Below are 18,401 nucleotides of genomic sequence, written 5' to 3'. Positions count from 1 at the left end.
GATCGCCGGTCTGTGGAAACCACCCTGGATGGACATCACCCCGGGTAGGCGTAGTCGCGGATCTCGATCTGGTGGTCATCGACATTGGCATTGGGCTGCCAGCTGTCCCCGATGAGTTGGTAATAAGCCGAATCGGGGTTCTCCGCGTAGATGGCGTCCTGCCCTTCGCCGGCGGAAACGTTGAGCAGTCCGGCCACCGAGGTGTATTCCTCAATTTCTCCAGAGAGTTGGATCTCTCGGATGCTCATCACTTCCACCGGCTCATCGGGGTCTTGGCGCTGCCAGGTGATGACGGCGTCGTTCTCCGACCAGCGCACCTCGTCCATGGAGCCGCTGTCCTCCAGCAGCAGAGGCGGTCCGAGCAGCCGCGGGACTCCTTCTGAGTTCCGGATCACCGGCGCGATGACGACCATTCGCTCCCCGGCGTCATCGACCACCAGGGCTGCCCGGGTTCCGTCCTGGGCGATCCGCATCGAGGTGACTGTGCGGCCTTCGAGCCATTCGGCACTGACTTGGGTGGCCGAACCGGCGGAGTCGTCATAGGGCACCGCATGGATGACCTGGTCGTCGCCGTTATCCGCGGCAACCCAGGTCCACCCGAAGTTATCCATCGAGGGGCGGGTCATACCGGGGGCTTCGACGACCTCATCGGGGGCCTCGTCTTCGGGCCTGACGTGGAAGAGCGCTTCCTCGCCGTCCTCGTTGTCCCCCACGAAGGCGAAGACCTCCCCCTCGGCGGCCGCCGGGGTGGCCGGCAGACGCGGGTTGTACTCATTGAGTTCAGGTACCCCTTCGGCGGCGAAGGTCGTGGTGCCCTGCTGCCGGGCGAGTTCACCCTCGAGGATGCCCACTTGGGTGTCCGAGGTCACCGGATTGACTTCGATGTCCGGACGGTCCTCGGTAGGTACCTCATCCTCGTCTGGGATGTCTAGTTCTACAGACCCGGCGGTGATCTCCACACTGGTGACCCCCTGCAACTGGGTGAGCACCAAGGTGAGCTGCTCTTCGATGAGGAGCAATTCGGCGTCGTCGAGCCCACTAGCCATCACCGGGTCCAGGTCCACTTGGGCGGTCTGGGTCTCGGTGTCAACATCGGTGGAGACGGTGAGCTCAGGGTCCTCGGGGAACGCGGAGACCACCGCCTCGGAGAGCCACTGGGCAGGGCCGGCGACCAGTTCGTTGACGATCTCGGCCGGCAGCCCCGGCTGGTTGACGAACCACCGGGCATCTGGCACTGCGTAACGCAGCTCCGGGTCGAAGAAGTACAACGTGAGGTCCTGGTAGGCGTTATTGAACGCGTCCTCACTGAGTACTGTGCCCTCGGGTGGGGTGGCGATCCTCCACTGACCGTCCTGCTGCTCAAGTTCGAAAACGAAGCTCTCTACAGCCTCCGGTCGGGTCATTGTGCCGGATTCGTCAACCCGGGAGTCGACGACCACAGACATATCGAAGGCGTCCTCGCCTCGGGCGGTGATCTCCGGTTCCTGAGTGTGGATCCAGGTGGTCTGCTCCGGCACCCACGCCTGAGAGGCCTCGTCGGTGAGGTATTCGCGGGCCACGGCGTAATCGTCTTGGACCCCGACCCCAGCGGCGAGGAAGCCCTGGATGATCTCCTCCGGTTCGGCTCCCGGCTGGGGCGGATCAGGGTTGGCCACGTAGGTGTATTCCTCCTCGGGCTGAACCTCGGAGACCCCCACGGGACCGTCATCGGGCACGCTGGGTGCGCAGGCGGTTAACAACACCGCAGCGCAGGCGGCGGCAGCGGCCAGGCCGGTTCCTCGAGTCATCAGCTGCTCTCCTTCCGGTAGAGCGCCTGTTCGTGCACACGATCGTAGGCGACCTCGTGGCCGGGCAGCAGATCGTCCTCGGTGATCGACTGCCGGTCTTCAGGGTTATACGTGGGCGGCAACGCCAGCGGGGAGGCCCGGTAGGGCTCAGCCTGCCGCCGCGGCAACACCACACGGAAGCAGGCCCCCTGGCCCTTCTGTCCCCAAGCGTCCAGGCTGCCGGAGTGCAGGCGGGTGTCCTCGGTGGCGATGGACAGCCCCAGCCCAGAACCGCCGGTGGTCCGCGCCCTGGCCGGATCAGCGCGCCAGAACCGGTCGAAGACGTGGGCGACCTCCGCCGGATCCATCCCCACCCCGTGGTCACGCACCGCGATCGCGATCGCTGTGGGACTGGAAGCGATGACGACGTCGACAGGTCGGGATTCGGAGTGTTCGATGGCGTTATTGACCAGGTTACGCAGAATCCGGTCGATGCGCCGGCGGTCCACCTCCGCGGTGAACCCGCCTGGTTGGTCCGCTTGACCCTGGACAACCAAGTACAGCGGGGTGCCGTTGCGGTCGGCTAAGGGTTTGGCGGTGGCCAGCACCTCTTTGGACAGTTCCAGCAGGTCGACCTCGCTTAAGGCCAGTTCGGCGGCGCCGGCGTCGAACCGGGACATCTCCAGCAGGTCAGAGAGCAACGCCTGGAACCGTTCCACCTGGTGGTGGAGGATCTCTGCGGAGCGTTGGCTGACCGGGTCGAAGTCGTCCTTGGACTCGTGGAGCACATCGGCGGCGATGCGAACCGTGCTCAGCGGGGTGCGCAGCTCGTGGGAGACATCGGAGACGAACCGCTGTTGCATCTTCGACAGATTGGCCAACTGGGTGATCTGATCCTGGAGGGTGGAGGCCATCCGGTTGAAGGACTGGCCCAGCCGGGCGATCTCATCCTCCCCGACGACGGCCAGACGCTGGTCGAGCTGACCGTCGGCAATGCGTTCGGAGACTTCAGCGGCCTGGGAGACCGGCCGGACCACGGTCCGGGTGACCCAGGCGGCGATGAGGATGTTCATCAACAAGATGACCGCCGAGGCGACCAGGAACGCTTGGAACACGAAGTCGACGTTGTCCTGCACCGAGGAGAAGTCATAGACGAAGAACAGCCCATAGTTATACCCCGGCGGCAGGGTGGAGACCCGCACTCCGAAGACCACACCGGGGACGACGTCGCCCTGGGCGTTCGTAAAACTCACCGGCTGGTAGTACTGCCCTGAGCCCGAGCGCACCGCCTCGAGCAGCTCATCACTGAGGACCTCGTCGGTGTCTTCGATGAACCGGCCACCCCGATCGGTGATGAAGATATTGTCGCCGTCCTCTAGGGGCACCAACAGCTCGTCACGTTCCTGGGGGTTGCCGCCTTCGGCGATCTGCTGCATCTGCTCACGCACGGCGGCCTCCACCTCCGAACGTTCACCGGACGGGATGTTCTGCAGCTCCTGGCGGCCCTGGGAGAGCCCGCTGGTGGCCTCGATCTCCACCTGGTCGAAGCGTTCTTGGTACAGCCCGCTGGTGACCTGGGTGACCAGGAAATAGGAGATCAACCCGGTGCCGAGCACGGTGAGCAGGCCGGTGAAGAACACCGCCCGGAACATCAGCGAACGGGACCACACTCGGTGGAGTTGGAAGCCCTTCCGCTGTTTGTCGTCTGCCGGAATGGTCGGCGCTCCTATCCTCCGGCCTTATACCCCACACCGCGGACCGTCTGGACGATCTCCGGGTTTTCGGGGTCGCGTTCAACTTTGGAGCGCAGGCGCTGGACGTGGACATTGACCAGCCGGGTGTCGGCCTGGTGACGGTACCCCCAGACCTCCTCAAGGAGCTGTTCGCGCTGCCAGACCTGGGCTGGCTTCTTCGCCAAGGTGGTCAGCAGATCGAATTCCAGGGGGGTCAGCGGAATCTTGGTGTCGCCACGGCGGACTTCATGACCGGCGACGTCGATGGTCAGATCCCCGATGGTCAGGGTGCCGGAGTCCTGTTTGCCGGAGGTGTCGCTGGGCCGCAGGCGGGCCCGGACGCGGGCCACCAGTTCAGCGGGCTTGAAGGGCTTGGGCACATAGTCATCGGCGCCTGCTTCGAGTCCCCGGACGACGTCGGCGGTATCCGACTTGGCGGTGAGCATGATGACCGGGGTATCGGCTTCCTCACGGATCTCGCGGCACACTTCAATGCCGTCTTTACCCGGCAGCATCAGATCCAGCAGCACCAGGTCCGGGTCGGAGGCACGGAATGCCTCCAGGGCGCCGTCGCCGGTGGCGCAGAACGTCGGCTCGAAGCCGTCGTTGCGCAGCACGATGCCGATCATCTCGGCGAGGGCCTCGTCATCGTCAACAACCAGAATCCTGGCTTTCATCGGTGGGGGAGATCCTTCCTCGGCGGGCCGCACTCTGTACTGAATGCCCAGGATATATGAGAGCGGTAAGGTGGGCGCGGGCCAACGTCAAGGGTGTATGGAGGGCAAGCCGATGGACAGCCGTGTCAGCGGGGCTGCTGCACCGGCGCCCTCACGTGCCGGTTCGGTCTTCCCGCTACGCCCAATGAACCAGGATGAGGTTTTCTCCTCGGCCTTGGCGGTGCTGCGCCACGCTCCGCGAGCGGTGATCGGTCTGCCGGTGATCGCCTCGGCGGTCAACTTTGTGCTCACCACCGGGTTGATGCTGATTGCCCCGACGGATACTTTCCTGCGGTTGTACACCCAGCCGGCAGCCTTCGAAGACGATGAAGTCGCCTTGGCGGCGTTCTCCGACCTGTGGGTGCTGCTGCTGATGTCGGTGACGAGTTTCCTCAGCTGGGTCTTGCTCTACGTTGCGGCAGCGCTGATCCCGGTGGCTACCCTGCGTGCGGTCTACGGGTTGGGTACCGGGCCGTGGCAGACCCTACAGATCACTCGTAAGCGGCTCGGGTGGCTGGTGTTGCACGTGGTGTTAGTACTCGTGGTGCTCTCAACCGTGTTCTCCGTGGTGATGCTCATCGCTGCGCTCATCGTGGCGTTCACCCTGCTGGTGGGGGTCTTTGTGGTGGTACCCGCCATGCTGCTGGGGCTGTTGTGGACCACTGTGGCGCTGATGCACGCCCCGGTGGTGATTGTGGTCGAAGGTCGGGACGCCATTACCGCAGTGGGCCGGTCGTTCCAGCTGAATAAGGGCCTGTGGGTAAAACATATGGTGGCCGTGGGCGTGTTGTTCGTGGTTGGGCTCATCGTGATGCTCGCCACCATGTTGCCGCTGGGGGCACTGCTCGGGATCAGTGCCGGAACGGTCGATGGACTCCCGGAGGACGCCACCTGGCTGACCACCTCGCTGCTGATCGGCGTGCAACTGACCGATAGTGTGCTCACCGCGCTGATCCTGGCGCTGATGGGTGTGGTGATCTCCGTGCTCTATCTCAACGCCCGGTTCCGTCAGGAAGCCTTGGATACCGTGCTGGAAGCCGCTGCGGATAAGCCCTACTCCAGTGATGATGCCGGTGACCTGGTACCCGGGTCTCCGCAGCACACCGCCGCGTATTTCTCCGAGGCACGTTCCCCACAGGCCGCTGTGCCTGCCGCCCCCTTCGCTGGAGGTCAGCGTGTACGCACCTGATCCCGCCCGCCGATTGCTCGAAGACGAGCTGGAGGATCCCCGCTACCAGCGGGAGTTCACCGGACCGATCCGAGAAGCCATCGACCGGTTCCTCTCCTGGTTGGATGGCCAGGTCACCGGCACCGGCCCGGTGGATGTCCCCTTCGGACCGGTCATTATCCTGCTGCTGCTCGTTGCCGCGTTGGTGGCCTGTCTGCTCATTGTGCGTCCGCGGTTGCAACGTGCCCGGCGCGCCGAGGATCCGGTGCGCATCGAACGGGACATCACCTCAGCAGCACTGCGGCAACGAGCAGGCCGACACGCTGCCGCCGGTGAAACGGACGAGGCCTTCCGGGACATGTTCCGGGCACTGACCCGGGCGGCAGAGGAGCGCGGGGTGCTGCGGACTCAAGCCGGCGGGACCGCCACCGAAATCGCCCTGGCCTTGGGGCGGCAGTTCACTGGGCACGCAACCGAGCTGCGCCGTTGCGCGGACCTGTTCAATCTCTCCCTCTACGGCGGCGGTGCCCTGAGTGAACAGGACTACACCGATATCTGTTTACTCGACGAACAGCTGACCCAGACTCCGCCGACACACGAGACCACCACCGGCACTGCGAGGCTGGTGGCACCGCGATGAGCACCAGCACCGCCACTGTTGAACAGCACACCCCCACAGCGACAAGTGCAGCGGATATGGGCCGCTCGGCCCTGCGCCGGGGTTCCTTCTGGTTCGCGTTGGCAGTGGTGTGCCTGGTCACCGCTGTGGCGATGCACCTGCTCGATGACAGCGAGGCCGAACGCTACGGTCTGGGCAACACGGATCTCTCCGGGTACGCGGCCCTGGCCGAAGTACTCCAGGATGAGGGGGTCACCCTGCACCGTACGGCCTCCGCTGAGCAGGCTCGCCAGCTGACCGAAGAGCACGACGACGCCACGGTGGTCATCATGATCGACCCCTGGGAGCCGGAACCGGATTTCCTCGATCACCTGGCGCAGACCGACCGGGAGGTCATCTGGATCTCGCCAGAAGCGGAACTGCTCGCAGGGCTACTCGACGACGTTGAACCGGGCTACTCCATCCCCGAAGGTGCGGCAGGGACTGCGATGACTCTGCAGGCCGATGACTGCCAGTTGGACTCCGGGGCCGCGGCGCAGACCCTCCAGGCCCCCGGGGAGACACTCATCGCCGAGTCCGGATGCTTCCCCGTCGGCGGGGACAGTTACCCGTTGGTCTCCACGGAGGCGGGCACTGTCTTCAGTGCGCCGGAGGCCTTCACGAACCGGCACATCACCTCCGCAGGCAACGCCTCCCTGGCGTTGAATCTTCTCACCACCGGAGGCACTGAGGAGATCATCTGGTACTCCCCCACCCCTGGCGACGTCGTCGAGGATCAAGCCTGGGCTGACCCGGTGGAGTTGCTCTCCGACTGGATGGTGCCGCTGGGCTGGTGGTTACTGGCCTGTGGTCTGATCGCCTGTCTGGTGGCGGGCCGCAGAACGGGCCCGGTGGTGACTGAGCCCCTGCCGGTGCAGGTGCCCTCCGGGGAAGTGGCGCTGGGTCGCGGCCGGCTCTACCAGCACGCCAACGCCAGTGACACTGCCGCCCGAACCCTGCGCAGCGCCACTGTGCTGCGTGTGGCCGGGATCCTCCGACTCGGCCAACGGCCTGACCCTGAAGCGGTCATCGAGGCGGCACACCGGCAGACCGGCACCGACCGGCACCAGCTGAGCCAACTGCTTTCCACACCGCGTGTCAGGACCAACGCAGAGCTCGTGTCGTATGCTCGCAGGCTGCAGGAGCTTGAAGAAGATCTCCGGCGCAGCGTCACCGGCGCCGGCATGACCAGCACAGACCGCAACCGGGAGGAACACCAGTGACGGACGAACACCCCGCACCGGCAGCCGATGAGCTACGGGAGAAACTCTCCGCCGTCCGCGATGAGGTGGGCAAAGCCGTCGTCGGCCAAGACAGTGCGGTCTCCAGTATTGTCATCGCCTTGCTGGTACGCGGGCATGTGCTTCTAGAAGGAGTCCCCGGGGTCGCCAAGACCTTGCTGGTGCGGGCAGTCTCGGCCTCATTGAGCCTGCAGGCCAAGCGGGTGCAGTTCACCCCGGATCTGATGCCCGGGGATGTCACCGGCTCGCTGGTGTATGACTCCCACACCTCGGACTTCGCCTTCCGGGAGGGCCCGGTGTTCACCAACTTGTTGCTGGCCGATGAGGTCAACCGCACTCCACCGAAGACCCAGGCCTCGCTACTGGAGGCGATGGAGGAACGTCAGGTCAGCGTGGACGGGCTGGGCCGGAAGCTGCCCGACCCGTTCCTCGTCGCCGCCACGCAGAACCCGGTGGAGTACGAGGGCACCTACCCTCTGCCGGAAGCCCAGTTGGACCGTTTCCTGGTCAAGGTCAACCTGGATCTGCCCGAACGCGACGACGAGATCGAAGTGATCCGCCGGCACGCCGAGGGGTTCAATCCTTCCGACCTTGCTGCGGCGGGGGTCTCAGCGGTGGCCACAGCTGAGGACATCATCGCGGCCCGTCACGCAGTGTCCACGGTGACTCTTTCCGATGAGGTGGCCGGCTACATCGTGGACTTAGCCCGGGCCACCCGCCAGTCCCCTAGCTTCCAGCTGGGGGCATCCCCGCGTGGAGCCACGGCACTGCTCAACGCGGCCAAGGCCTGGGCCTGGCTGACCGGACGGGACTTCGTCACCCCCGATGACGTCAAGGCCCTGGCCCTGCCGGTGCTGCGCCACCGCGTCTCGCTGACCGCCGAGGCCGCCATGGACGGAGTCAGCCCGGATGATGTCCTCACCGGGGTGCTGGCCTCCACACCGGTCCCCCGCTGAGGCGCTGCTGCAATGGTGCTGACCTGGCGGCTGCTGTGGGTGGCGCTGGTGCTTGCCGCCGGTGTGGTACTCGCCCCTGAGCTCATCGGCTGGTGGGCGGGGCTGGTGGTGGTTCTCGTCGTCGTCGATCTGCTCACCGCTGCGTCCCCGCGGCGAGTGCGGATCGAACGGGAGCCGACCCGTCCGGTGCGCCTGGAGACCACCACCACTGTGGCCTCTGTGGTGCACAATCTGGGATCCCGCACGCTGCGGGGTACCGTCCGGGACGGGTGGCAGCCTTCAGCCGGTGCCGCGAATCCGCTACAGCCGGTGCGCATCCGGCCAGCGTCAGCCCAGCGCATCGAAGTCCAGCTCACACCTCGCCGCCGTGGTGCCCTGCGCAGCGCACATCTGAGCGTCCGCAGCCTGGGAGTCCTGGGGGTTGCCGGACGGCAGGTCACCCATCGGGTGGAACACACCCAGCGGGTCATGCCACCGTTCCGTTCCCGCAAGCATCTGCCGTCGAAGAAACAACGGCTACGGGAACTCGATGGCGCCTCCGCGGTACAGACCCGGGGTGCGGGGACGGAATTCGACTCCCTGCGGGACTACGTCCACGGCGATGACGCCCGCTCCATTGACTGGCGCGGCACTGCCCGGCGTCAGCACCTGGTGGTCCGTACTTGGCGACCAGAACGCGACCGGCGGGTCATCCTCTGCCTGGACGCTTCGCGCACCTCGGCGGCGCGGATTGGTGACGACGACGACGGCGAGCCTCGCTTAGAGACCGGGATCGAGGCCGCCCTGCTGCTGGGTTCCTTGGCCGCTTCGGCCGGGGACAGAACGGACTTCCTCGCCTTCCATCGCCACACCGTTGCACGGGTCTCCTCCGCAGAGAAAGGGGACTTCACCCACTTGCTCGGTGAGCGGCTCACCGCCGTGGAGCCCGCCCTGGTGGAGGCCGATTTCTCTCGACTGCCGACTGAACTCAGCCGGATCACCTCGCAGCGCAGCCTGGTAGTGCTGCTGACCTCCTTGGAGTCGGCTTCAGTCCTGGAAGGACTGCTGCCGGTGCTGCCGGCACTGACCAGCCGGCACACCGTCCTGCTGGCCTCCGTACAGGATCCACACCTGGAACAGTTGGCCCGGGCCCGCAGCACGGTCGGTGAGGTGTACTCCGCAGCAGCGGCCGAACGTTCGCTGCTGGAATCGGCGGTGCTGAAGGCTGAACTGGCCACCGTGGGCGTAGAGGTCGTCGAAGCGGGACCCCACCAGTTACCGGCCGCACTGGCTGACGCCTACATCCACCTCAAGGCCTTGGGCCGCCTCTAGGCATCCCCTGCCGCGAGACGTCCCTGGCGGAATATCAGCGCTGCCGCGTACGCTGGTAGCACTGTGAAAGTCTTAGCAGCTATGTCCGGCGGAGTGGATTCCGCCGTCGCCGCAGCACGCGCCGTGGACGCCGGTCACGATGTGGTCGGGGTGCATCTGGCGCTGTCCCGCATGCCCGGAACCCTGCGGACTGGTTCCCGGGGCTGCTGCACTATTGAGGATTCCTCAGACGCGTGGCGGGCCTGTGAGAAGCTGGGCATCCCGTTCTACGTGTGGGATTTTTCGGAGCGATTCAAAGCCGACGTCGTCGACGATTTCATCAGTGAGTACGCCGCCGGCCGCACACCGAACCCGTGTATGCGCTGCAACGAGAAGATCAAATTCGAAGCCCTGTTGGATAAGGCGATCAGTCTGGGGTTCGATGCCGTGGCCACCGGTCACTACGCCAAGATCATCGACGGGCCCGGTGGACGCGAGTTGCACCGGGCGGCCACCTGGACAAAGGACCAGTCCTATGTGCTCGGGGTGCTCACCGCCGAGCAGCTCGCCCATTGCTACTTCCCCTTAGGGGATACGCCCTCGAAGGATCTGGTGCGCGCTGAGGCCGCTGAGCGGGGTCTTTCCGTGGCGCAAAAACCTGACTCTCATGACATCTGTTTCATCCCCGACGGGGACACCCGCGGCTGGTTGGCCGAACAGATCGAGATGGAATCCGGGCCGATCGTGGGCCCCGACGGTGAACAGCTGGGTGAACATGACGGAGCTCAGGCCTACACAGTGGGGCAGCGCCGCGGGCTGAAGCTGGGTCGCCCGGCCGCAGATGGTAAGCCCCGATTCGTGTTGGAAATCCGCCCCAAGGAGAACACTGTGGTGGCGGGTCCACGCGAACTCTTAGCGGTTGATGACATCACCGGGATCCGGTTGTCTTGGGCCGGGGCACCCGTCGCCGAAGAAGCTACAGGTGAGTGGTTCGGCATCGACTTGCAGATCCGGGCGCACGCCGACCCCGTTCCGGCCCGCGCCCGGGTGCAGAAGGACCACACTGAGCACGACGACGCCCGTCTGGTTGTCGAGTTGGAGGAACCTCTCCAGGGGGTCGCCCCGGGACAGACCGCGGTGATGTATCAGGGCACCCGCGTACTGGGCCAGGCCACCATCGACACCGCCCGCTCACGGCACTACCAGCCCGCATAACCGGCGCATAACCGGCGCGTCACCGCATCGCGCCGAGGAGCCAGAAGCCTCCGAGGCCATGATGACTCCACCGGTGACATGCTGTCCGAACCAGCCCGCAAGACTCTAGACTCGTCCCATGAGCACGGACCCGCGGGCCGGTGAGGCGGCGAACTACGTAGACCCTGAGATCCTCGATGAACTGTTGTCTATGCGTTCAAGCATCGACAACATTGACGCCGCTTTGGTGCATCTGCTGGCTGAACGGTTCAAAGCCACCCAGCGGGTGGGGGTTCTCAAAGCCAAGCACAAGCTGCCGCCGGCGGATCCCCAGCGGGAGAAGAACCAGATCGCCCGGTTGAAGCGTCTCGCCGAGGAGGCCCAGCTGGACCCCGAGTTCGCCGAGAAGTTCCTCAATTTCATCATCGAAGAGGTGATTCGCCACCACCAGGCGATCAATGACTCCACCTCCGCTGAACCCCGGGACCCGAATGCGCCCTTCGACTGGGCCTCGAAAGACTAACCCGCTTCAAGAGTGACAGCCATAGCGCCAGGCGCTCAGCGTCGGTCGGCGGCTAGACCGGCTGAGCGGGCCTGGGCAATGACTCCTGGAAGCGCTTCAGCCAGGGCGGCGACGTCGTCGTCGGTGGTGGTCCATCCCAGGCTGAATCGCTGCGCCCCGCGGGCCTGCGCCTCAGAGAGCCCCATGGCCAGCAGTACGTGAGAAGGCCGCGGCACCCCCGCGGTACACGCTGAGCCGGTCGCGGTGTCGAAGCCGGCCATATCCAACATGAACAACAGCGAATCACCTTCAGCACCATCGACGGTGATGTGCAGGTTATTCGGCAGTCGCTGTTCCGGGGTGACCCGCGGGTCGGGTCCCCGCAGGTGCACACCCTCCAGCCCGTCGACGGCCTCCAGCAGCTCATTGCGCAGCCGCGCCAGTCGGGCGGATTCTTCCTCCCGCTGGGCGATCACTTCCTCAGCTACCGCAGCAAAAGCGCAGATCCCCGCCACATCCAGGGTCCCGGAGCGGATATCGCGCTCCTGTCCACCGCCGTGCTGGGTGGGGGTCAGCTTCACATCCCGACGGACCAGCAGTGCACCGATCCCCACCGGTGCGCCGATCTTGTGTCCACTGATCGCCATCGTGGAGGCCCCCGAGGCAGCGAAGTCCACCTCAAGGGCCCCGAAGGCCTGCACCGCATCGGTGTGGAAAGGCACACCTGCGGCGGTGCACTGCGCAGCGATCTCAGCCACCGGTTGGACCGCGCCGGTCTCATTATTGGCCCACATCACCGTCACCAGCGCGGTGGTGGCCGCATACTGCTGGAGCAACTGGTGGAAGGCCACCGTATCCACCACGCCGTCGGCATTGACCGGAATGATGATGAGTTCCGCACCCTCGTGGGCCTCGAGCCACTCGGCCGTGTCCAAGACCGCATGGTGCTCAATCCCCGGCAGCAGCACGTGACGCCGAGCGGGGTCCTCGGCCCGGCGCTGCCAATACAGCCCTTTGACCGCTAGATTGTCTGCCTCAGTTCCCCCTGAGGTGAAGATCACCTCCGAGGGGTGTGCCCCCACACTGGTGGCCACCTGTTCACGGGCCGAATCCACCGCCAAGCGGGCCCGCCGTCCCGCGCTGTGCAGCGACGAAGGATTAGCCATCGCCGGCATCTGCTCAGTGAGGACGCGCACTGCTGTGGGTTTCACTGGGGTGGTGGCGGCGTGGTCAAAGTAGCGTGTGCTCACGGCAGGCGATTCTACGCCGGGGATGTCTCGGTAAGCTGGGGCCTCTGATGAGTGATGACCTCTACGCCATCCTCGGTGTGCCCGCCGATGCCGATGCTGCGACCCTTCGCGCTGCCTACCGGCGTCGTGCCCGCCAGACTCACCCCGACCATGGCGGTTCGGCCGAGGAGTTCCACCACGTCCAAGCCGCCTGGGAAGTCCTCGGCGAGGAGAGCACCCGGGCTGAATACGACCGACGACGCCGCAGCGGCACCTCTGAGGAGTCGCCCTCAGCTCCCACGGAGGAAGGCTCAGGTTTTACCTACTCGCGCAGTACCGCCACCCGCCGGCCGGCCCCACGCACCGGTGATCGCAAGCAGCGCCGCTCCGCAGCAGCTGACCAGCCACCGGTCTACCAGCCCCCGTTGTCTGAACCGCAGCCGCTGTCGCTGACCCTGACCAGCCAGAAAGTCCACGGCGAGTTCCGGCGCAGCGGGCTCTTCGGCGCAGGCCGAAGCCAGCGGCTGCACACACGGACCGTGGAACTGCTGCAACGGCATCTGCTCGAGCAGCTTCCGGCTGCCCGGCTGTTCAACGACGTTCATCTCGGTCCCCCGGGGCGTGACCGCAAAGGTCGGTTGCAGCACCCCAAGGGGGGCGAACGCGCTGAGCATGTGGTCATCGCAGGGACCTCGCTGGTCGTGGTGGCCGCCTTGGAAGTCCCCGCCACCGCAGCGGCCTGGGACGGACGGGCCCTGCGGGTGGCCGGCCGGCGCATCACCCCGCCGAATCTCGCCGCTCAGGCCGCCAAGCTCCGCACCACATTGGCGGGGTTGCTGCCAGAAGGATCCCCCGCTGGTGCGGGTGTGAAGGTCAGTTCCCAGCTCATCCTCCATGCCGCAGATGGTGACCTGTTCCACCCCGTGGTGGAGACCCAGGGGCAGGGGCGCTACGCCGACCCGCCGCTGGCCGCCGGGCGGGCTGTGGGGCATATCGCTAACGCCCTGAGCAGTTCTGAGCGGGCCAACCTGGTCGACCGGCATCTCATGGCCGCTCTGCGTACCCAGCTCGCCGCACCGGAGGCCAGCTGAGATGAGCCTGAACCTGCACGTGGTGCTCGACCAGCCGGAGATCCCCGGCAATACCGGTAACATCATCCGCCTGGCGGCAGTAGCCGGTTTCCGGCTGCACATCGCCGGACCGACGCTCTTCGAGTTTTCCGACGCCCGGCTCAAACGCGCTGGACTCGACTACCACGACCTGGCGGTGATGACCGAACACACCAGCCTGGAGGCCGCCTATACTCACCTGCGGCCTCAGCGTATCTTCGCGTTCACCGCTGAGGGCAGCCGCACCCACACCGAGATCAGCTATGCCGACGGTGATGTGCTGCTCTTCGGGCGGGAGTCCACCGGGCTGGATGACACCGTCAAAAACGACCCTCGGATCACCGAGCAGGTGCGTATCCCGATGTTGCCAGCTCGGCGTAGCCTCAACCTGGCTAACGCGGTCTCGGTTGCCGTCTACGAGGCCTGGCGGCAACAGGACTTCCACGGTGCAGCGTGACAGGCCGCAGCGGTTCCCCCGTTGCACCACGGCCGATCAGTAGACTCGAGCCTATGACGACCCCCGCCGGCGGACGCCACCCTGAGGACTCCCCCGACGACGCCCCCGAGCCCGTAGAGCCGGAGGCGACTGGCTGGGAGCATGCTGACTTACAGCACGCATCCGGGGAGTACCCCGAGGCCGATGACGTCGCCGGCGACCCGGACAGCACCGAACCTACAGAAACAGAAGACGATGAGGCTGAGGGTGAAGCCCCGGACCTCGCCGCGCTGCCGGAGAACCCCACCCTGGCGGATCTGCTCACCGGCACCGCCCGTGGCCACTCGGCGAGCTTCTCCGCGTTCTACGAGGCGACCTCGGATGTCGTCTATGGGCTGACCCTGCTGATGCACGCCACCGCCGAAGGTGCCGCTGCTGCCACCACAGCGGTCTACCAGCACCTGTGGGACCAGGCCGATGCCCGAGCCCGGGACCTGCGCGTGCAGACCCAAACCTCCCAGCTGCTCACTGATGAGTTCGCCGGTCCGGGCCCGCAGACCACCCAGGCGCAGGATGCCTCCCCAGCGGACCCCTCGGCTGCGGATCAGACTGCCGGTGAAGATGCCAGCTACCGACCCAATGAGTACGAGCTCGTGCTGGAATGGTTGGTTCCCTTAGTCCATCGGATCGTCGTCGAACGCTTCCGCGAAGGCCTCGCCGAGCCCATCCCGCTCTCCCCTGTTCCGCAGAATCAGGGCGGCGGGGTGGCCGGTCTGCCCGAAGAGGTCATCGAAGATCTCATCCCCCTGTCTGACTCGCAGGTCCAGGCACTGGCCCTGACGTACCTGACCGGTCAGACTCACCAGCAGGTGGCTGAGACCGTCGGTGCTGCGATCCCGTCGGTGAAGTCCCGGTTGCGCGATGCCATGGCCCGGCTGCACGCGGCCCGGACCGAACGTGAAGCCGAGCCCGATCCGATCCTGCGGGCGGCGGTGACTAAGGATGACGTCACCCGCGGCAGCGGAGTCAACCGCAACTTCACCCCGGAGATTGCAGCGGACCTGGACAAGGGACTCCTCACCGAGCTGGCTGAGCTCTACGCCTTGGACGCCATCGATGACCGCGAACGCGCCTTATTGGAGGAAGCCGCGCTGACGGCCTCTGCCGACCAGGCCCAGCAGTGGGATACCCGCGTCTTAGCGGCCCGCCGTACCCTCGCTGAGATCTTCGCCGCCCACCCGGTGCCCCCGCCTTCGGGCCTGCTCGATGAAATCCTCGGCACGGTCGCCGAGAGCCAGCAGGAAGTTGGTATGAGCATGGTCGAAAGCTTCGGTGCCGAGACCGAGGAGACCGAACGGCAGAAGCCCAAGGCCAAACGATGGATGCTGGTGGCCGGGTTCCTGGCCGTCGTTGCCATCGGCGCGGTGGTCATCTGGGGCATCAGCCGCGGGCAGGACACCCAGGCCATTGCCGAGGCGGATGAGAACGCCGTGGTCATCGAAGGGCACCCCATGCATGAGGGCGGTGAGATCCACGCGGTCATCTCCGCCGAAGAGGACGTCGCCTTCGTGGAGTTCAGCGATGTGCCGGATCTGGAGAACGAAAACGCCACCTACCAGCTGTGGCTGCTGCCTGTGGACGATTCCCTCCCCTCCTCCCTGGGGAATTTCACACCCGAAGAGCTCGAAGAAGAGGGCGTGGATATCCACAACATCGCCCAGTACCAGTACCTGCAGGTCACCGTGGAGCAGATCCGCGGTGAGGAACGTCCCACCGGCGAATCCGTAGCTGACCTGCCGTTACAAGAAGGGCTCCCCGAGGATCCCGACGACGCCTGACTCAGAAGCCGGAGATGGTGTCCTCGTCATTGACCACCACATGGTGAAACGCCTCGGCGTATCCGCCTGAGGCGTGCGTGGTGCGCAACTGGTCCAGGACGAATCCGCGCATCCGTTCGGCGTCGCGGTGCTGCGTGAAATGCCGATCCAGGGCCTCAAGCTTGCGTTGTTCGAAGCCGCCAACATCCACGGTGAGGTTCACCCGCTCGGCGGGCGCGCCCATGAGCAACAGGTGCCGGACTTTGAACGCCTCGAGCCCCTGGCCGGTCAGCTCCGGGTAGGCGAAGGGGTTCTCCACTGCCGGGTAGGCGGCGCGCACCACAGCCTCCCCGCAGGCGAGGTGGTCGGGGTGGGACTTCTGCAGCCGGTCCCAGGCCCGTTCTGGGTGGGATGAGAGCACGACGTCGGGGCGCACCCTGCGCATCTGCCGCACCACCTCACCGATCAGCTCATAGGTCGGGGCGACGAACCCGTCCCGCTCGGTGAGCAGCACCACCTCGGAGATCCCCACGACCTCAGCGGCGGCTCGCTGCTCCTCAGCTCGGATTCGCGCGGTCTCCTCCGGGGAGCGGGCAGGATCGAAGCCTCCCGCGTCCCCGGCGGTGAGCAAGCAGAGGGTGACCTCCACACCGTGGTCGCTGAGAGCGGCCAGGGTGGCGGAGGCGCCGAAGTCGACGTCGTCGGGATGGGCAGCGAATGCCAGCACCCGTCGGATACCGAGCTGGTCGATGAGCTCTGCCGGGGTGGACTCTCTGACCGGGGCGTGCCGTGTCACCGGGGCTCTCATCACATCCCGCTGAGGGTGACCTCGGTGGAGTACTCCTCGCCATCCCGCTGCACGGTGATGGTGACAGTCTCTCCGGCGGCGTACTCACGGATGATCGCAGTCAGTGCGATCTGGTCCTCCACATGGCGGCCTTCCACCTCGGTAATGACGTCTCCGGGCTGAATCCCGCCCTCCGCCGCGGGGGCCTCATCGGAGACCTGGGTGACCAGGGCCCCGGCGGGGAATCCTTCAGGCATGGGCACATCGGGGTCCTCATTGAGGAAAGCCTCGAGGATCTCCTCATTGAGCTCCGGGTCGGGGGTCGCCGTGGTGGCGGTGACCCCGAGTAGTCCGTGGCTGGCCTCCCCGTGTTCGATGAGCTCCTGGGCGACCCGCTGCGCGTAGTCGATCGGGATGGAGAACCCCACCCCGATGTTGCCGGCTCCTTCACCGAACATGCCCCCGGTGGAGGCGATGGCCACGTTGACGCCGATCACCCGGCCTTCGGAGTCGACCAGCGCCCCACCGGAGTTGCCCTGGTTGATGGCGGCATCAGTCTGAATGACGTTGAGGTAGATCTGCCCCTGGGTCTGCGGGGTTTCCTCCTGGTCGGGGAAGTAGAACTCGAAGCCTTCCCCGCCGTCGTCCTCTTCGGGCTGTTCGATGCCGGGTTCATCCTCCACGGCGGCAGAGGCCACCTGGATGGTCCGGTCCAGGGTGGAGATGATCCCGTCGGTCACAGTGCCGGAGAGACCTAAGGGGGAGCCGATGGCGATCGCCCGGTCCCCCACATTGAGGTCGGAGGAACTGCCCAGTTCGGCCGGGGTGAGGTCTTCGGCGTCATCGAGTCGGATGACCGCCAGGTCACTGAGCGGGTCCAGGCCCACGATCTGAGCCGAGGAGGTCCGGCCATCGGCCAGGCGGGCGTAGATCTCTGGTTCAGCGGTGGCTCCACCGAGGGTCACCACGTGAGTATTGGTCAGCACGTGCCCCTCCTCATCCAGGATGATGCCCGAGCCTGAACCGGCGCCGTCCTCAGCGCCCACGGCCAGAGTCACCACCGACGGCGAGGCCTCTGCGGCCGCAGCGGTGACCACTGTCGCGCTGTCCGGGTCGTTGACTTCCACCCCGTCGCCGGGCTCATCGATGGTCTCCTCCACCTCCCCCGCCTGCGGCCCGGTGGCCCAGTTGGCCAGGGTCAGGGCACCGGCAGCCACACCCCCGCCGAGCAGTCCAGCAAGCACCATGCACACCAGCAACACCCCGATGCCGACACCGCGCCGACGCTGCCGCTGCGCCGGTTCCGGAGGGTTGGTCCACTGATTGGGTTGCCGGTCGGGCTGTGGAGAAGGCTGCGGAGTCCCGCCGTACCCCCCACCGGAGTGGCCGCCTGCCCCAGGCTGAGCGAATGGTGACTGCCCAGCTGACAACGAGGGTCCAGCCGGGTGGGCGGATGGGGAACGGTGGGAACCAGGCTGGGAATACTGCCCTGGCCGCTGCGGCTGATGGGAGTCCCCGCCGGGACGGTACTGACCCGGCTGGGAGCCGGCCCCGGGGAACGACGGCGGTACCGGCGGTCGGCTACCCCACCCCGGGGTCGGTTCCCCGGGCTGGGGCTGACGCGGCTCAGGCCGGTGCTGCTCCGGCTGGCGCGGCGGCTCATCTCCGGTCTGCGGCTGACCCCGTTCGGGCTGCTGAGGCTGCTGCTGGTGCGGGGGAAGGGGGCGGGTGGCGTCGTCGTGATCGTGCCGGTGCTGCTCGCCGTTATCGTCCTGTGCCATGACGTCCTTGAAGCTCCT

Annotated in this window: 16 protein-coding genes; 10 read left to right on the top strand and 6 right to left on the bottom strand. The window is 66.1% G+C overall.

Annotation, left to right across the window (positions count from 1 at the left end):
* Window positions 1-35 precede the first annotated feature (35 nt).
* The 3 genes from H578_RS0101050 to mtrA are packed head-to-tail and all read right to left on the bottom strand — an operon-like array spanning window position 36 to window position 4,176.
* Window positions 36-1,787, bottom strand: coding sequence for an LpqB family beta-propeller domain-containing protein (locus H578_RS0101050; RefSeq protein WP_022871863.1), 1,752 nt, complete (start codon window positions 1,785-1,787; stop codon window positions 36-38).
* Complete coding sequence (gene mtrB / locus H578_RS12320) at window positions 1,787-3,436, bottom strand: MtrAB system histidine kinase MtrB (protein ID WP_022871862.1); 1,650 nt, start codon at window positions 3,434-3,436, stop codon at window positions 1,787-1,789. Before mtrB ends, H578_RS0101050 begins: the two co-directional genes overlap by 1 nt.
* A 56-nt stretch (window positions 3,437-3,492) precedes the next feature.
* Entirely contained in the window at window positions 3,493-4,176 is a 684-nt protein-coding gene (gene mtrA, locus H578_RS0101040) for an MtrAB system response regulator MtrA (protein ID WP_022871861.1), read from the bottom strand.
* 112 nt (window positions 4,177-4,288) lie between these two features.
* Here mtrA and H578_RS16360 point away from each other — a divergent pair, with 112 nt between their 5' ends.
* From H578_RS16360 to H578_RS12310, 7 genes are all read left to right on the top strand, one after another.
* Complete coding sequence (locus tag H578_RS16360) at window positions 4,289-5,404, top strand: hypothetical protein (protein ID WP_028463808.1); 1,116 nt, start codon at window positions 4,289-4,291, stop codon at window positions 5,402-5,404.
* Entirely contained in the window at window positions 5,391-6,023 is a 633-nt protein-coding gene (locus H578_RS15325) for a DUF4129 domain-containing protein (RefSeq protein ID WP_022871859.1), read from the top strand. Before H578_RS16360 ends, H578_RS15325 begins: the two co-directional genes overlap by 14 nt.
* A complete protein-coding gene (locus H578_RS0101025; RefSeq protein ID WP_022871858.1) occupies window positions 6,020-7,264 on the top strand; it encodes a DUF4350 domain-containing protein in 1,245 nt (414 codons plus the stop codon). Before H578_RS15325 ends, H578_RS0101025 begins: the two co-directional genes overlap by 4 nt.
* Window positions 7,261-8,238, top strand: coding sequence for an AAA family ATPase (locus tag H578_RS0101020; protein ID WP_022871857.1), 978 nt, complete (start codon window positions 7,261-7,263; stop codon window positions 8,236-8,238). The genes H578_RS0101025 and H578_RS0101020 overlap by 4 nt, the downstream gene beginning before the upstream one ends.
* 12 nt (window positions 8,239-8,250) lie before the next feature.
* Entirely contained in the window at window positions 8,251-9,549 is a 1,299-nt protein-coding gene (locus H578_RS0101015) for a DUF58 domain-containing protein (protein WP_022871856.1), read from the top strand.
* Between the two features lie 63 nt (window positions 9,550-9,612).
* Window positions 9,613-10,743 (top strand): tRNA 2-thiouridine(34) synthase MnmA, encoded by a 1,131-nt coding sequence (mnmA, locus tag H578_RS0101010; protein WP_028463807.1) that lies wholly within the window; start codon window positions 9,613-9,615, stop codon window positions 10,741-10,743.
* Window positions 10,744-10,861: 118 nt separating this feature from the next.
* Window positions 10,862-11,245, top strand: a complete 384-nt coding sequence (locus tag H578_RS12310) for a chorismate mutase (protein ID WP_022871854.1) — start codon at window positions 10,862-10,864, stop codon at window positions 11,243-11,245.
* Between the two features lie 35 nt (window positions 11,246-11,280).
* Here H578_RS12310 and H578_RS0101000 read toward each other — a convergent pair whose 3' ends face one another.
* Window positions 11,281-12,474, bottom strand: coding sequence for a cysteine desulfurase family protein (locus H578_RS0101000; RefSeq protein ID WP_022871853.1), 1,194 nt, complete (start codon window positions 12,472-12,474; stop codon window positions 11,281-11,283).
* Window positions 12,475-12,521: 47 nt separating this feature from the next.
* Here H578_RS0101000 and H578_RS0100995 point away from each other — a divergent pair, with 47 nt between their 5' ends.
* The 3 genes from H578_RS0100995 to H578_RS0100985 are packed head-to-tail and all read left to right on the top strand — an operon-like array spanning window position 12,522 to window position 15,836.
* Window positions 12,522-13,544, top strand: coding sequence for a J domain-containing protein (locus H578_RS0100995; RefSeq protein WP_022871852.1), 1,023 nt, complete (start codon window positions 12,522-12,524; stop codon window positions 13,542-13,544).
* 1 nt (window position 13,545) lies between these two features.
* Window positions 13,546-14,019, top strand: coding sequence for a tRNA (cytidine(34)-2'-O)-methyltransferase (locus H578_RS0100990; RefSeq protein ID WP_022871851.1), 474 nt, complete (start codon window positions 13,546-13,548; stop codon window positions 14,017-14,019).
* A gap of 53 nt (window positions 14,020-14,072) precedes the next feature.
* Window positions 14,073-15,836: an anti-sigma factor domain-containing protein gene (locus H578_RS0100985; RefSeq protein WP_022871850.1), complete on the top strand. Its 1,764-nt coding sequence runs from the start codon at window positions 14,073-14,075 to the stop codon at window positions 15,834-15,836.
* A 1-nt stretch (window position 15,837) separates the two neighbouring features.
* Here H578_RS0100985 and H578_RS0100980 read toward each other — a convergent pair whose 3' ends face one another.
* A complete protein-coding gene (locus H578_RS0100980) occupies window positions 15,838-16,611 on the bottom strand; it encodes a PIG-L deacetylase family protein (RefSeq protein ID WP_028463805.1) in 774 nt (257 codons plus the stop codon).
* An 11-nt stretch (window positions 16,612-16,622) separates the two neighbouring features.
* The gene (locus tag H578_RS12305; RefSeq protein ID WP_022871848.1) at window positions 16,623-18,383 is read right to left on the bottom strand and encodes a trypsin-like peptidase domain-containing protein; all 1,761 of its coding nucleotides are present in this window, start codon (window positions 18,381-18,383) and stop codon (window positions 16,623-16,625) included.
* Window positions 18,384-18,401 lie beyond the last annotated feature (18 nt).

The organism is Nesterenkonia alba DSM 19423, from assembly GCF_000421745.1.
Taxonomy (GTDB): domain Bacteria; phylum Actinomycetota; class Actinomycetes; order Actinomycetales; family Micrococcaceae; genus Nesterenkonia; species Nesterenkonia alba.
The sequence above is the reverse complement of the archived record's forward strand: the minus strand, read 5'-3'. Positions and strand labels throughout refer to the sequence as shown.

Bases quoted from the DNA above. Each gene is read 5' to 3' on its own strand.
- H578_RS0101050 (WP_022871863.1), bottom strand. From the start codon at position 1,787: ATGACTCGAGGAACCGGCCTGGCCGCTGCCGCCGCCTGCGCTGCGGTG.
- mtrA (WP_022871861.1), bottom strand. From the start codon at position 4,176: ATGAAAGCCAGGATTCTGGTTGTTGACGATGACGAGGCCCTCGCCGAG.
- H578_RS16360 (WP_028463808.1), top strand. From the start codon at position 4,289: ATGGACAGCCGTGTCAGCGGGGCTGCTGCACCGGCGCCCTCACGTGCC.
- H578_RS0101025 (WP_022871858.1), top strand. From the start codon at position 6,020: ATGAGCACCAGCACCGCCACTGTTGAACAGCACACCCCCACAGCGACA.
- H578_RS0101015 (WP_022871856.1), top strand. From the start codon at position 8,251: ATGGTGCTGACCTGGCGGCTGCTGTGGGTGGCGCTGGTGCTTGCCGCC.
- H578_RS12310 (WP_022871854.1), top strand. From the start codon at position 10,862: ATGAGCACGGACCCGCGGGCCGGTGAGGCGGCGAACTACGTAGACCCT.
- H578_RS0100995 (WP_022871852.1), top strand. From the start codon at position 12,522: ATGAGTGATGACCTCTACGCCATCCTCGGTGTGCCCGCCGATGCCGAT.
- H578_RS0100990 (WP_022871851.1), top strand. From the start codon at position 13,546: ATGAGCCTGAACCTGCACGTGGTGCTCGACCAGCCGGAGATCCCCGGC.
- H578_RS0100985 (WP_022871850.1), top strand. From the start codon at position 14,073: ATGACGACCCCCGCCGGCGGACGCCACCCTGAGGACTCCCCCGACGAC.
- H578_RS12305 (WP_022871848.1), bottom strand. From the start codon at position 18,383: ATGGCACAGGACGATAACGGCGAGCAGCACCGGCACGATCACGACGAC.